Origin of the sequence: Streptomyces sp. NBC_00597 (assembly GCF_041431095.1) — a bacterium.
Taxonomy (GTDB): Bacteria; Actinomycetota; Actinomycetes; order Streptomycetales; family Streptomycetaceae; genus Streptomyces.
Genome location: NZ_CP107758.1, coordinates 428730 through 444468 on the forward strand (window position 1 = coordinate 428730; position 15739 = coordinate 444468).

The 15739-nt window shown below is 69.8% G+C and carries 3 protein-coding genes; all 3 read left to right on the forward strand.

The features are described 5' to 3' along the window. The first annotated feature begins 55 nt into the window (after positions 1-55). The 3 genes from OG974_RS31765 (at position 56) to OG974_RS31775 (ending at position 15733) form a co-directional block, all read left to right on the forward strand. The gene (locus OG974_RS31765) at positions 56-274 is read left to right on the forward strand and encodes an MbtH family protein (RefSeq protein ID WP_327286349.1); all 219 of its coding nucleotides are present in this window, start codon (positions 56-58) and stop codon (positions 272-274) included. Positions 275-317: 43 nt separating this feature from the next. Then, positions 318-1367, forward strand: a complete 1050-nt coding sequence (locus OG974_RS31770) for a methyltransferase (RefSeq protein WP_327286350.1) — start codon at positions 318-320, stop codon at positions 1365-1367. Positions 1368-1492: 125 nt separating this feature from the next. After that, positions 1493-15733: an amino acid adenylation domain-containing protein gene (locus tag OG974_RS31775; RefSeq protein ID WP_331735221.1), complete on the forward strand. Its 14241-nt coding sequence runs from the start codon at positions 1493-1495 to the stop codon at positions 15731-15733. Positions 15734-15739: the final 6 nt, after the last annotated feature.

Here is a 15739-nt window from a genome sequence, read left to right on the forward strand (position 1 = left end):
TGCACACAGCCGCACCGGGCACTGAGGAATCCGTTCTGCAAGGAAGGAAGACCCGATGGCCAACCCGTTCGAGGACCCCGAGGGCGTCTACACCGTTCTGGTCAACGACGAAGGACAGCACTCCCTCTGGCCCGCATTCGCCGTGGTGCCCGCAGGGTGGACCGTCGTCCACGACAAGGACACCCGACAGGCCTGCCTCGACTACATCAACGAGAACTGGGTGGACATGCGCCCGAAGAGCCTGGTGGACGCCATGGGCGACACGAGCTCCTGAAGACGCCCACCGATCTGACGCAATGAACGGAAGGCCCACCCGGGTGAGTACCGACCGAGAGCACGTCATCGCGACCGCGACCGACCCGGTGGTCCGCGAATTCCTGCGCATGGCAGACGACAGCATCGTCGCCGTACTGCCGTACGCGCTGTCCGTCGCCGCCCACTTGGGCGTCGCGGACGAATTCAGCGACTCCGAACGGAAGGTGGAGGAGCTGGCCGGGGCGCTCGACCTGTCGCCAGGAGCCCTGGAACGGCTCCTGCGGACCCTTGCCAGCTGCGGATTCTTCACCGACCACGGTGAGGGCCGCTTCGCCCTCACCCGGCTGGGCCAACTGCTCCAGACCGACTCGCCCGTCTCGATGCGGGCGACCCTCAGCAACGTCGACTCCTACCGCGCCTGGCTCGGAGCCGTCGACACCATCGCCACCGGCCGGCCGGCCTTCGACAGCCAGTTCGGCGCCGGATTCTTCACCCACAAGGACAGCGACGGCCAGGTCGGCGCCACCTTCGACGAACGCATGCGGGAGCGGGCGGGCCGTCTCTACGCGGGCCTCGCCACCCTCCCCGCATGGAACGACACCCGCTGCCTCCTCGACATCGGCGGCGGCAAGGGCGCCGTCCTCGCCTCCATCCTGACCGCCAACCCGCACGTCAGCGGAGTTCTCTTCGACCGCCGCAGCGTCGTCGAACGCGCCGAGGTCTCCGGCGAACTCGCTCCACTGCGAGACCGCTGCCGGACCGAATCGGGCGACTTCTTCCAGGAGATCCCCGCCGGAGCCGACGCCCACCTGATGTGCAGCGTGCTCCACGACTGGGAGGACGACGACGCCGTCACCATCCTGCGCCGCAGCCGCGAGGCACTCCCCGCGGACGGCCGCCTGCTCATTTGCGAAATGCTCCTTCCCGAATCGGGCGCAGCCCACCCCGCCTGGTGGAGCGACCTCGGAATGATGGTCGTCCTCGGCGGCCGCGAGCGCACCCTGGACCAGTACCGGTCCCTGCTCCGGCGGGCGGGCCTGCACCTTTCGGACGTCACCCCGCTCCCGGACTCGTTCTTCAGCGTGCTCGAAGCGAGACGAGACGCCTGCTGATCGGCGGCCCGCCAAGAGCGAGACACGGGCCCGGCGGCGCCCACCCCGCACACCCGCACACCGAGCACCGGTGCGCCGTCGTGCTGCCCGTTCCAGTTGTTGGCTTCAAGCGTGAGGTGATGAGGGTGTCCGAGGAGCAGCGCGAGCACACGGAACTGTCCACTGCTCAGACGGGAATCTGGTTCGGCCACCAGCTGGACCCCTCGGGCCACGCCTACAACATCGCCGAGTACGTCGACTTCCGTGGTGACATCGAGGTCGCCCTGTTCCAGGAGGCCTGCCGGCAGGCGTTCCGCGAGTCCGAAGCGCTGCACCAGCGGTTCAGCGAAGGACCCGAAGGCGTACGGCAGACGCTCGACCCCTCCCTCGTCCCCGACGTCGGGTACATCGACGTCTCCGGCCGGCCCGACCCGGAGGCGGCGGCGCGCGAATGGATGCACGCCGACCTCCGCCGGCGCGTGGACGTCCTCACCGACCGGCTCTGGTCGTTCGCCCTCTTCCGGATCTCCGACCGGCGCTACTTCTGGTACGCGAGGTTCCACCACCTCCTCATGGACGGCTACGGCGGCATGCTGTTCCAGCAGCGCCTGGGGGACATCTACATGTCGCTCCGGTCGCCGGGCAGCAACGCGCTCGAAGCAGTCGTCCCGCGGGGGCTCGAACCGCTCCGCGAGGAGGACCGCAAGTACCTCGCTTCGCCGAAGTTCACCGCCGACCGCGCCTACTGGCTGGACAAGTTCGCCGACCGCCCGCACCCGACGACCCTCGCGTCACGCGAGCCCGGCGTCAACGGACGCGTCACCCGGGTGACCACGGAGCTGGACGCGACCGCCAGCGACACGCTCGGAGACCTCGCCCACGAGCACAGGACGACACGCGCGGTCGTCTTCATCGCGGCCGTATTCGTCTACCTCAGCCGCATGACCGGCGAACAGGACGTCCTGGTCGGCCTTCCCGTCACGGGCCGCAAGTCGGTGCACGCCAGGAACACCGTCACCACCCTCTCCGACGTCCTCCCGCTGCGCCTGACGGTCTCCGGCGAGGAATCCTTCAGCGACCTCCTCGGCCGGGCCACCACCGAGGTGAACCAGGCGCTGCGCCACCAGCGCTTCCGCTCGGAGGACCTGATCCGGGAGATCCGCGGAGGGAACCGGACCCAGCGCATCTGGAACGTCGTCGCCAACATCATCTCGTTCAACGACGGCATATCCCTGGGCGACCTCCACGGCGCCCCCCACAACCTGTCGAGCGGACCCGTACCCGACCTCTCCATCGTCGTCCGCGACCCCGACGACGGCCGGGGCCCCACCATCGACTTCGACGGCAACTCCGCCCTCTACGACCGGCAGGAAGTCTCCTCCCACCAGACCAGGTACCTGAGCCTGCTGGAGCAGCTCGTCGCGGATCCCGGCGCCCCCCTGCGCCAGGCCGACATGGTCGCACCGGACGAGCGCGAGCGGATCGTGCACACCTGGAACGACACGGACGTCGGCTACCCGCACGACATCTGCGTCCACGAACTCTTCGAAACCCAGGCGGCACGCACCCCCGACGCCCACGCCGTCACCGACGGCGCCACCGTCTTGACTTACGCGGAACTGGACGCCGCCGCCAACCGCCTGGCCCGCCGGCTCCGGCGCGCCGGCGTCACCGCCGAGTCCCGGGTCGCCGTCCTCCAGGAACGCTCCATCGGCGTCGTCGTCTCGTCCCTCGCCGTCCTCAAGGCCGGCGGCGCGTACGTACCCATCGACCCGAACCAACCGGCCGGCCGGTCCGAGTTCATCCTCCAGGACACCGCCGCCATGGCCCTACTGACCGATCGGGACCAGCACGACATCGGTTTCACCGCGGACGTCCCCGTCATCCGCGTCACGTCCTCGGGTGAGGACGACACGGATACGATGTGGGGGACGGCGCCCCCGCTCGCACCACAGGTCACGTTCCACTCCGAGCAGCTGGTGTACGTCATGTACACCTCCGGCTCCACCGGCAAGCCCAAGGGCGTGGCCAACACGCACCGCAACGTCGTCCACCTGGCGGCCGACTCCTACTGGACCTCCGGCCGGCACGAACGCGTGCTCATGCACTCCCCGTACGCCTTCGACGCGTCCACCTTCGAAATCTGGACACCGCTCCTGACCGGCGGCACCGTCGTCGTCGCCCCGGCAGGCCTGATGGACGCCGCCGACCTCGCCAAGGTGATCACCGAGCAGAACGTGACCGGCCTGTTCGTCAGCGCCGGCCTCTTCCGCGTCCTCGCGGAAGAGCACCCCGCCTGCTTCAAGGGCGTCCGCGAGATCTGGGCGGGCGGCGACGTCGTCTCGCCCACCGCCGTCCGCCGCGTCCTCGAAGCCTGCCCCGGCACGGTCGTCGCCAACGAGTACGGCCCCACCGAAACCACCGTCTTCTCCGCGGTCAACCCGCTGCGCGAAGTCGGCCGGGTACCGGACGGTTCCGTCCCCATCGGCCGGCCCCTCTGGAACACCCAGCTGTACGTCCTGGACGAGGCGCTGCGCCCCGTCGCCCCGGGAGTCAGCGGCGAGCTCTACATCGCCGGCGACGGCCTGGCCCGCGGCTACCTCAACCGCGCCGAACTGACCGCCGGCCGCTTCGTCGCCAACCCCTTCGGCACACCGGGCGGCAGGATGTACCGCACCGGGGACGTGGTGCGCTGGCTCGCCGACGGCACCATGGACTTCATAGGCCGCGTCGACGACCAGGTGAAGGTACGCGGCTTCCGCATCGAGCCCGGCGAGATCGAAGCGGTCCTGGCCGGGCACGCCCAGGTCGGCCAGGCCTCGGTGATCCTCCGGGAGGACACCCCCGGCGACAAGCGGCTCACGGCCTACGTGGTGCCGCCCGCAGGCATCGACCCCACCGGCGTGAACACGGCCGCACTGCGTGCGTACGTCGCGGAGCGGCTCCCGGACTACATGGTGCCGTCGGCGCTCGTGGCACTGGACGCCCTCCCCCTGACCCTGAACGGAAAGCTGGACCGGCGGGCCCTGCCGGCCCCGGAGTACGAGGCGGTGGGCGCGGGCCGAGGACCGCGGACACCGCAGGAAACCATCCTGTGCGGGCTGTTCGCCGAGGTTCTCGGCGTGGACGTCGTGTCGATCGATGACGGTTTCTTCGAGTTGGGTGGGCATTCGCTGCTGGCGACCCGGCTGGTGAGCCGGATCCGGTCCGCGCTCAAAGTGGAGGTGAGTATCCGGTCGTTGTTCGAGGCTCCGAGCGTCGCGGGCCTGGTGGAGCGGCTCGATGAGGGTGGTCGGGTTCGTGAGCCGTTGGGGCGGCGGGTGCGGCCGGAGGTTCTTCCGGTGTCGTTCGCGCAGCGTCGTTTGTGGTTCTTGGGTCAGCTCGAAGGCGTGTCGGCGACGTACAACATTCCGCTCGTGCTGCGTCTGACGGGTGCGCTGGACGTGGAGGCGCTGCGGGCTTCGCTGGCGGACGTCGCGGGCCGGCACGAGAGCCTGCGCACCCTGTTCCCACAGGACGCTGACGGCCGGCCGAGCCAGCTCGTCCTGGACGCGGACGCGGGCAGCCCCGAGTTCCGTGTGGAGCCGGTGACCACCGATCGCGTCGCTGCCGCAGCGATCGAAGCGGCTTCGGCCGGGTTCGATCTGGAGCGGGACCTGCCGTGGCGGGTGCGGCTGCTGGAGGTCACCGACGCGCCCGGCGAGTGGGTTCTGGTCATGGTGGTGCACCACATCGCAGCGGACGGCTGGTCGATGGCACCACTGGCGAAGGACCTTTCGCAGGCGTACGCGGCCCGGTCTCAGGGGCATGCCCCGGTGTGGCAGCCGCTTGGCGTGCAGTACGCGGATTACACGTTGTGGCAGCGCGAGGTCCTGGGTGACGAGGACGACCCGGAGAGCGTGATCGCGGCCCAGGTCGCCTACTGGAAGCAGGCCCTGGCCGACCTGCCGGAGCAGCTTGAGCTGCCGGTCGACCACCCGCGTCCCGCCGTCGCATCGCACGAGGGTGCTGCGGTGGACGTCCGTGTTCCGGCGGAGGTGCATGCCCGGCTGGTGGAGCTGTCCCGCTCCTGCGGGGCGAGTGTCTTCATGACGGTGCAGGCGGCGCTCGCGGTGCTGCTGTCGAAGATGGGCGCCGGGGAGGACATTCCGATCGGCACGCCGATCGCCGGCCGCACCGACGACGCGCTCGACGACATGATCGGGTTCTTCGTCAACACGCTGGTCCTGCGGACCGACCTGTCGGGCGACCCGACGTTCCTGGACGTCGTCGAACGGGTCCGGGAAGCCGACCTGGCTGCGTTCACGCATGAGGACGTCCCGTTCGAGCGACTGGTGGAGATCCTCAACCCGGCACGCTCCATGGCCCGCCACCCCCTCTTCCAAGTCATGCTCGCCTTCCAGAACAACGTCCGACCCGAGCTCGACCTCCCGGGCGTACGGGCTGACGCGGAACCCCTCCAGGGTGCGGTGGCCAAGTTCGACCTGTCGTTCAGCCTGGGGGAGACCCACGGCACCGACGGGAAGCCCGCAGGTCTTGAGGGACAGCTGGACTACCGGACGGACCTGTTCGCCGAGGCCACCGTTCAGGGTCTTGCCGACCGCCTGCTGCACGTGCTGAACGCCGTCGTTGCCGAGCCGGGTCGGTCGGTTCGGGAGATCGATGTCCTCGGTGTCGATGAGCGTCGGCGGGTGTTGGTGGAGTGGAACGACACGGTTCGTGAGGTTCCGGATGCCACGTTGCCGGAGCTGTTCGAGGCGCAGGTGGCGCGTACTCGCGATGCCGTTGCCGTGGTCTGCGGTGGGGTTGAGCTGTCGTATGGGGAGTTGAACGCTCGGGCGAATCGTTTGGCCCGGCATCTGGTGGCGTGTGGTGCGGGTCCGGAGCGTCTGGTGGCGGTGGCTTTGCCGCGGTCGGTGGATCTGTTCGTGGCGTTGCTCGCGGTGTTGAAGAGCGGTGCGGGTTATGTGCCGGTGGACCCGGAGTATCCGGCGGACCGGATCGCGTACATGCTCGCGGACGCAGAACCCGTGCTGGTCCTGACGGATACGGCGACCGTGGGCCTGCTGCCCCATGACAGCGCCGCACGGTGCCTGCTGCTCGACGACCCTTCGGTGCAGGAAGCCGTTGCGGAGCTGGGCGCGGTGGACCTCGTGGATGTGGACCGTCTGGCTTCGGTGGTGCCTGCTCATCCGGCGTATGTGGTTTATACGTCGGGTTCGACGGGTCGGCCGAAGGGTGTGGTGGTGTCGCATGCGGGTGTGGCGAGTTTGTCGGGGACGCAGGTTGAGGGTCTGGGTGTGGGGTTGGGTGCCCGGGTTCTTCAGTTTGCTTCGGTGAGCTTTGACACGTCGGTCTGGGAGATCTGGATGGCGTTGTTGTCGGGTGCGGTGTTGGTGGTGCCGTTGTTGGAGGAGCGGGTCGCGGGTGAGGGGTTGTCGCGGTTCGTGGTGCGGCATGGGGTGACGCATGCGACGTTGCCGCCGGCGGTGTTGGAGGTGTTGGGGGAGGATGCTCTTCCTGCGGGTTTGACGTTGGTGTTGGCGGGTGAGGCGTCGTCGGCGGGGTTGGTTGGGCGGTGGGCTTCGGGGCGTCGGGTGTTCAACTCGTTCGGTCCGACGGAGACCACGGTGGACGTGACGTTGTGGGAGTGTCGGGCGGGCGATGGCACGGTGCCGATCGGGCGTCCGGTGTGGAACACGCGGGTGTATGTGTTGGACGCGGCGCTGTCGCCGGTGCCGGTGGGTGTGGCGGGTGAGTTGTATGTTGCGGGTGCTGGTCTGGCTCGGGGTTATGTGGGCCGTTCTGATCTGACGGCGGAGCGGTTCGTCGCGGACCCGTTCGCGGTGGTTGCGGGTTCGCGGATGTATCGGACCGGTGACGTGGTGCGGTGGTCCGCGGACGGGGTCCTGGAGTTCGTCGGCCGCGCCGATGCTCAGGTGAAGGTGCGGGGCTTCCGCATCGAGCCGGGCGAGATCGAAGCCGTACTGGCGGATCACGCCTCGGTGGGCCAGGTGGCCGTGGTCGTGCGGGAGGACCAGCCCGGCGACAAGCGGCTCATCGCCTACGTGGTGGCTACGACCGCGGGCTTCGACGCTGCCGTCCTGCGTCGGCACGCGGCGGACCGGCTGCCGGATTACATGGTCCCGTCGGCGTTCGTCGTGCTCGACGCGCTGCCGTTGACGCCGAACGGAAAGCTGGACCGGCGGGCCCTGCCGGCTCCCGAATACATCACGGATGCGTCGGGGCGCGGTCCGCGGTCGCCGCGGGAGGAGATCCTGTGCGGTCTCTTCGCCGAGGTCCTCGGTGTCGAGTCGGTGTCGATCGACGACGGTTTCTTCGAGCTGGGTGGGCATTCGCTGCTGGCGACCCGCCTGGTGAGCCGGATCCGGTCCGTCCTCGGGGTCGAGGTCAGCATCCGGTCGTTGTTCGAGGCGCCGACCGTCGCGGGGTTGGTGGAGCGGCTCGATGAAGGTGCTCGGGTCCGGCATGCGCTGGAACGGCGTGTGCGGCCGGACGTTCTCCCGGTGTCGTTCGCCCAGCGCCGTCTGTGGTTCCTGGGCCAACTCGAAGGCGTCTCCGCGACGTACAACATCCCTCTCGTACTGCGTCTGACGGGTGCGTTGGATGTGGAGGCGCTGCAGGCGGCACTCGCGGACGTCGCGGGCCGGCACGAGAGCCTGCGGACGGTATTTCCGCAGGTGGACGGCGAGCCGCGGCAAGAGATCCGGCAGGGCGCCGCGGGGGTTCCCGCGGTCAGCGTGGAGAGCGTGGCTGCCGATGGTGTTGCCTCGGTCGTGGGCCGGTGGGCTGCCACGGGCTTCGACCTGGAGCGGGACCTGCCGTGGCGGGTGCGGCTGCTGGAAGTCGCCGACGCTCCGGGTGAGTGGGTCCTGGTCATGGTGGTGCACCACATCGCAGCGGACGGCTCGTCGATGGCACCACTGGCCCGGGACCTTTCGCAGGCGTACGCGGCCCGCTGCCAGGGGCGCGCCCCGGAGTGGCAGCCGCTTCCGGTGCAGTACGCGGACTACACGTTGTGGCAGCGCGAGGTCCTGGGCGACGAGGCCGACCCGGACAGCGTGATCGCCGCCCAGGTCGCCTACTGGCGTAAGACCCTGGCTGAGGTTCCCCAGCAGCTGGAGCTCCCGGTCGACCACCCGCGCCCCGCGATCGCTTCGCACGAGGGTGCTTCAGTGGACGTGAGCGTGTCGGCGGAGGTGCACGCGCGGCTGCTGGAGCTGTCCCGCTCCAGCGGGGCGAGTGTGTTCATGACGGTGCAGGCCGCGCTCGCCGTCCTGCTGTCGAAGATGGGCGCCGGCGAGGACATCCCGCTGGGGACCCCCCTCGCGGGCCGTACCGACGACGCGCTCGACGACCTCGTCGGGTTCTTCGTGAACACGCTGGTCCTGCGGACCGACGTCTCGGGCGACCCGACGTTCCGCGAGGTCCTCGAACGGGTCCGGGAAGCCGACTTGGGCGCATACGCCCATCAGGACGTGCCGTTCGAGCGGCTCGTGGAGATCCTCAACCCCACGCGTTCCATGGCCCACCACCCCCTCTTCCAAGTCATGCTCACGGTCCAGAGCGTCTCGGACCCGGATCTCGCGCTGCCCGGCCTGTGCGTGCGGTCGGAACAGGTCCAGGGGTCAGTGGCGAAGTTCGACCTGTCCTTCAGCCTGGGGGAGACCCACGGCGTGGACGGGAACCCCGCGGGCCTTCGGGGGCAGCTGGACTACCGGACGGATCTGTTCGCCGAGGGCACTGTCCAGCACCTCGCGGACCGTCTGACGCGCGTACTGCGAGCGGTCGTTACCGATCCTGACCTGCACGTCAGTGAGATCGAACTGCTGGGGCCCGACGAACGCGAGCACATCCTGACCACGTGGAACGGGGATGTGACCGAGGTTCCGGATGCCACGTTGCCGGAGCTGTTCGAGGCGCAGGTGGCGCGCACTCCCGATGCCGTTGCCGTGGTCTGCGGTGGGGTCGAGCTGTCGTACGCGGAGTTGAACGCTCGGGCGAATCGTTTGGCCCGGCATCTGGTGGCGTGCGGTGCGGGTCCGGAGAAGCTCGTTGCCGTCGCGCTGCCCAGGTCGGCCGAACTGGTGGTCGCGCTGCTCGCGGTGGTCAAGAGCGGTTCGGGCTATGTGCCGGTGGACCCGGAGTACCCGGCGGACCGGATCGCGTACATGCTCGCGGACGCCGAACCGGTACTGGTGGTCACCGATACGGACACGGCGGCTGTGCTGCCCCAGGACGCCGCCGCACCGCGCCTGGTGCTCGACGAGCCCGGAGTCCGGCACGCCGTCGCAGACCGGGACAGCGCAGATCTGTCCGACAGCGATCGCTCGTATCCGGTGTTGCCTGCTCATCCGGCGTATGTGATTTATACGTCGGGTTCGACGGGTCGGCCGAAGGGTGTGGTGGTTTCGCATGCGGCGTTGGTGAGTTTTCTGGCGGCGGTGGGTTTGCGGTGTGGGTTGGATTCGTCTGACCGGTTGTTGGCGGTGACGACGGTTGCGTTCGATATTGCGGCGTTGGAGTTGTATCTGCCGTTGGTCAGTGGTGCGTGTGTGGTGGTTGCGGGTCGGGAGGAGGTTCGGGATCCGTTTGTGCTGGGTGGGTTGGTGCGCGGGTCGGGTGTGTCGGTGATGCAGGCGACTCCGTCGTTGTGGCAGGCGTTGGTGGCGGAGGTTCCCGGGTCGGTGGGGGGTCTGCGGATGTTGGTGGGTGGTGAGGCGCTGCCTTCGGTGTTGGCGGAGGGTATGTGTGGGTTGGGCCGTGAGGTGGTCAACCTGTACGGGCCGACGGAGGCGACGGTGTGGGCGACGTCGTGTGTGGTGGGTGGTGGGTCTGGTGGTCTGTTGCCGCCGGCGATTGGTGATGCGTTCGCGAATACGCGGGTGTATGTGCTGGATGCTGCGCTGTCGCCGGTTCCTGCGGGTGTCGCGGGGGAGCTCTATATTGCGGGTGCGCAGTTGGCGCGGGGTTATTTGGGGCGTGCGGGTCTGACGGCGGAGCGGTTCGTCGCGGACCCGTTCGCCACGGTGCCCGGCTCGCGGATGTACCGGACCGGTGATGTGGTGCGGTGGTCCGCGGACGGTGTTCTGGAGTTCATCGGGCGTGCTGACGGTCAGGTGAAGGTGCGGGGGTTCCGCATCGAGCTGGGCGAGATCGAGGCGGTCCTGGCGGATCACGTATCGGTGGGCCGGGTGGCCGTGGTCGTACGGGAGGACCAGCCCGGGGACAAGCGGCTCATCGCCTACGTGGTGGCTACGACCGCGGGCTTCGACGCTGCCGTCCTGCGTCGGCACGTGGCGGAGCGGCTGCCGGATTACATGGTGCCGTCGGCTTTCGTCGTGCTCGATGCGCTGCCGTTGACGCCGAACGGGAAGCTGGACCGCAAGGCGCTGCCGGCTCCCGAATACATCACGGATGCGTCGGGGCGCAGTCCGCGGTCGCCGCGCGAGGAGATCCTGTGCGGGCTCTTCGCCGAGATCCTCGGCGTGGACGTCGTGTCGATCGATGACGGCTTTTTCGACCTCGGCGGGCATTCGCTGCTGGCGACCCGCCTGGTGAGCCGGATCCGGTCCGTCCTCGGGGTGGAGGTGAGCATCCGGTCCCTGTTCGAGGCCCCGACCGTCGCCGGCCTGGTGGACCGGCTCGAAGGCGGTGCTCGGGTCCGGCATGCGCTGGAACGGCGGGTGCGGCCGGACGTTCTCCCGGTGTCGTTCGCCCAGCGCCGTCTGTGGTTCCTGGGCCAACTCGAAGGTGCGTCGGCGACGTACAACATCCCTCTCGTACTGCGTCTGACCGGCGCCTTGGATGTGGAGGCGCTGCGGGTTTCGCTGGCGGACGTCGCGGGCCGGCACGAGAGCCTGCGGACGGTGTTCCCGCAGGTGGACGGCGAGCCGCGGCAGGAAATCCTGCGGGGCGTCGCGGGGGTTCCGGCATGCGCCGTCGAGCAGGTTTCCGAGGTCGGGATGGCGGCCGCGATCTCAACAGAAGTCACCGCCGGGTTCGATCTGGAGCGGGACCTGCCGTGGCGGGTGCGCCTGCTGGAGGTCACCGACGCCCCTGGTGAGTGGGTCCTGGTCATGGTGGTCCACCACATCGCGGCGGATGGCTGGTCGATGGCGCCGCTGGCGAAGGACCTGTCGCTGGCGTACGCGGCCCGCTGCCAAGGGCACGCCCCGGTGTGGGAAGACCTTGCGGTGCAGTACGCGGATTACACGCTGTGGCAGCGCGAGGTCCTCGGTGACGAGGACGACCCGGAGAGCGTGATCGCGGCCCAGGTCGCCTACTGGAAGCAGGCCCTCGCCGACCTCCCGGAAGAGCTGGAGCTCCCGGTCGACCGCCCGCGCCCCCCGATCGCCTCCCACGAAGGCGACTCCGTGGACGTCCGCGTCCCGGCGGAGGTGCACGCGCGGCTGCTGGAGCTGTCCCGCTCCAGCGGAGCCAGCGTCTTCATGACGGTGCAGGCCGCGCTCGCGGTCCTGCTGTCGAAGATGGGCGCCGGGGAGGACATTCCGATCGGGACGCCGATCGCCGGCCGTACCGACGACGCCCTGGACGATCTCGTCGGGTTCTTCGTGAACACGCTGGTCCTGCGGACCGACCTGTCGGGCGATCCGACGTTCCGCGAGGTCCTCGAACGGGTGCGGGAAGCCGACCTGGCGGCGTACGCCCATCAGGACGTGCCGTTCGAGCGACTGGTGGAGATCCTCAACCCCACGCGTTCCATGGCCCGCCACCCCCTCTTCCAGGTCATGCTCGCCTTCCACAACAACGCGCAACCCGATCTCGACCTGCCCGGCATCCAGACGCAGGACGAGCCGGTGCACATCCCGGCGGCCAGGTTCGACCTGTCCCTCAACCTCGCCGAGACCCATGGGCTCGACGGGGTTCCGACCGGCCTTCTGGGCGAGTTGGACTACCGCACCGATCTGTTCGAGCGCACCACCGTCGAGCAGCTCGCCGAGCGGCTGTCCCGGCTCCTCGAAACGGTCACGGGCGACCCCGACCAGCCGATCCGTAACGTCAGCGTCCTTGCCGCTGACGAGCGTCGGCGGATGCTCGTCGAGTGGAACGACACGGCTCACGCGTTTCCCGGGGCGACTCTGCCGGAGCTGTTCCAGGCCCAGGTCGCGCGTACGCCCGATGCCCTCGCGCTGGTGGGCGGCGGCGTCGAGCTCACCTACGCCGAGCTGGGCCTGCGCGTACGGCAGCTCGTGCACGGACTGGCTGCACGCGGCATCGGGCGGGGCGACCGCGTGGCGCTCCTGCTGGACAGCTGGCTCGACCAGATCGCCCTGACCGTCGCCCTCGTGCACGTCGGAGCCGCGTACGTACCCCTGGACCGACGGAGCCCCGCCGCGCGCCTGGAGCTGATCCTCGGCGATTCCCGGAGCACCGCCGTGGTGGTGGACCGGACGACCCGCGCCCTGCTCCCGGACCGGCACCTCGGCGACGGTCTTGACGCGTTGCAGGTCGAGGAGCTGCCCGCATCGGGCGTGCCGGCAGCAGGCGTGCCGGCGGCGGCCGATCCGGCGTCGCCGGTGCGGCCGCTCGACCTGGCGTACGTCATGTTCACCTCCGGCTCCACCGGGCGGCCCAAGGGCGTGGCCGTCACCCACCGCAACGTCGTCGCGCTCGTCTCCGACCGGTACTGGCAGCACACGGGCGAGGACCGTGTCCTCGTCCACTCGTCGCCGTCGTTCGACGCCTCCACCTACGAGGTGTGGGGCGGGCTCCTCAGCGGTGCCACTCTTGTGGCCTCGGGCACCGTGGCCGCGGACGTCCCCGAGCTCGCCCGCACCATGACGGCGGAACGGGTCACCGTGGGTCTGCTCAACGAGGGCATCTTCCGGGCCGTGGCCGAGAGCGCACCCCAGAGCTTCGGCACCCTCCGCGACGTCTACGTCGGCGGTGACACGGTCTCGCCCTCAGCGGTGCGGAAGGTGCGGGACCACGCCCGCGGCATGCGGTTCACCAACAGCTACGGGCCGACCGAAGCGACCCTGTGCGTCGCCCACCACGCGCTGCCCGCGGGGAGCGAGGACACCTCTCCCATTCCGATCGGCCGGCCGCTCGACAACACGCGGCTGTACGTGCTCGACGAGGGGCTGCAGCCCGTGCCCTGCGGAGTGATCGGTGAGCTGTACGTCGCCGGTGAGGGCCTGGCCCGCGGCTACGTCGACCGCCCCGACCTGTCGGCGGAGCGGTTCGTGGCGGACCCGTTCGGTCCTTCCGGTACGCGCATGTACCGGACCGGCGACCGGGTGAAATGGAGGCCCGAGGGCACCCTGGAATTCGCCGGCCGCACCGACACCCAGGTCAAAGTGCGCGGCTTCCGCATCGAGCCGGGCGAGATCGAGGCGGTGCTGGAGTCGTTCCCGGACGTGGCCCAGGCCGTGGTCGTCGTCCGCGAGGACCGGCCGGGAGACAAGCGGCTCGTCGCCTACCTGGTTGCCGACGCCGACGCTGACGTACGCGTCGAGCCCGAAGACCTGCGGGTCCGCCTTGCCGGTGCCGTACCCGACTACATGGTCCCGGCTGCCCTGGTGGAGCTCGACGCCCTTCCCCTCGGGCCGACGGGCAAGCTCGACCGGACGGCCCTGCCCGCACCCGACTATGCGGGCGGGGGCGGTCGGGCTCCCCGCACCGACAAGGAGCGCACGCTCTGCGCGGTCTTCGCCGACGTACTGGGAATCGACGAGGTCTCCGCGGACGACAGTTTCTTCGCGATGGGCGGCGACAGCATCGTCTCCATCCAGCTCGTCGCCAGGGCACGCGCCGCGGGGCTGATCGTCACACCGCGGCAGGTGTTCGAGCGGAAGACCGTCGAAGCGCTCGCGGCGGTGGCGGTCGAGGTGGACGAGCGCACCGGCGCGGCAGCGGACTCCGGCACCGGCATGGTGCCGCTGACACCGGTCATGCGGCAGCTCTGCGAACGCAGCGACGTCATCGACCGGTTCAGCCAGTCGGTCACGCTCGTGACCCCGGGCGGCCTCGTCCGCGAGGACCTCACGGCCGCGGTGCAGGCGGTCATCGACCACCACGACCTCCTCAGGGCCCGGCTCGCTGCCTCCCACGACGGAACGTGGCAGCTGGAGGTGCTGCCGCCCGGCACGGTCTCCGCCGCATCGTCCCTGTCCCGCATCGAGGCCGCAGGGCTGGGGGATGCGCGGCTCCGGGAGCTGGCGGTCGAGCAGGCGGCCGAGGCGGGCAGCCGCCTGGCCCCGGCGAACGGCCGGATGCTGGACGTCGTCTGGCTCGACGCGGGACCTCACGCGTACGGCAGCCTGGTCATCACGCTCCACCACCTGGCCGTCGACGCCGTGTCCTGGCGCATCCTCGTGCCCGACCTCGTCTCTGCCTGGAAGGCCGTCGCCGCAGGTCGGCAGCCGAGCCTCCAGCCCGTCTACACGTCCTTCCGCCGCTGGGCCGAACACACGACCGCCGAGGCGGAACGGCGCATCGGTGAGCTGCCCTTCTGGGAGCGGCTCGCCGCGGACACCGAGCCGCCCTTCAGTAAGGTGCCCGCCGCCCTCGAACCCGCACGCGACACCTGGGGCACCGCCGAGAACCTCAGCGTGACACTTCCGGCGGAACTGGCGCGGCCGCTGCTGACCACCCTGCCCGAGGCCTTCAACTGCGCACCGGACAGTGTCCTGCTCGCAGCCCTCATGCTGGCCGTCGACCGTCGCACGGCACGGCTCGGCGGAACCACGCCGCCGTTCCTCGTGGACGTGGAGCGCCACGGGCGGCAGGAGATCAGCCCCGACCTCGACGTCTCGCGGACGGTCGGCTGGTTCACCAGCGTCGCGCCCGTCCGCCTCGACGTGCAGGAGGTCGGTGGCGGTCGTGGGCCGGAGGACGGCCTCAAGTACGTGAAGGAGCAGCTGCGGGCAGCCCCGGACAACGGCTTCGGCTACGGCCTGCTCAGGTACCTCAACCCGGCGGCCGCCGACCGCCTCGCGGCCCTCCCCACATCCCATGTCCTCTTCAACTACCTGGGACGCATCCCGGCGCCGACCGGCCACAACGGCACGGAGCCACAGCCCTGGTCGGTCATCGACGACGGAGAAGCCGGCGGCGGCGCCGACCCGAACATGCCCATGACCCACACCCTCACGGTCAACGCCGTGGCCCGCGACGCCGCCTCCGGACCCGAGCTGCTCACCACCTGGGCCTGGCCGGCCCGCCTGTCGACGGCCGGCGAGGTGCAGGAACTCGCCGACGCGTACGCGCAGGCCCTGGCCGACATGGCCGCACTGGTCGATTCCCCCGACATCGGCGGACTGACCCCGTCCGACGTGCCCCTCCTGGGGCTGAGCCAAGACGAAATCGATGAGTTCGAGTTCGCCGAGATCGAAGACTGAACGGAA

Bases quoted from the DNA above. Each gene is read 5' to 3' on its own strand.
- OG974_RS31765 (WP_327286349.1), top strand. From the start codon at position 56: ATGGCCAACCCGTTCGAGGACCCCGAGGGCGTCTACACCGTTCTGGTC.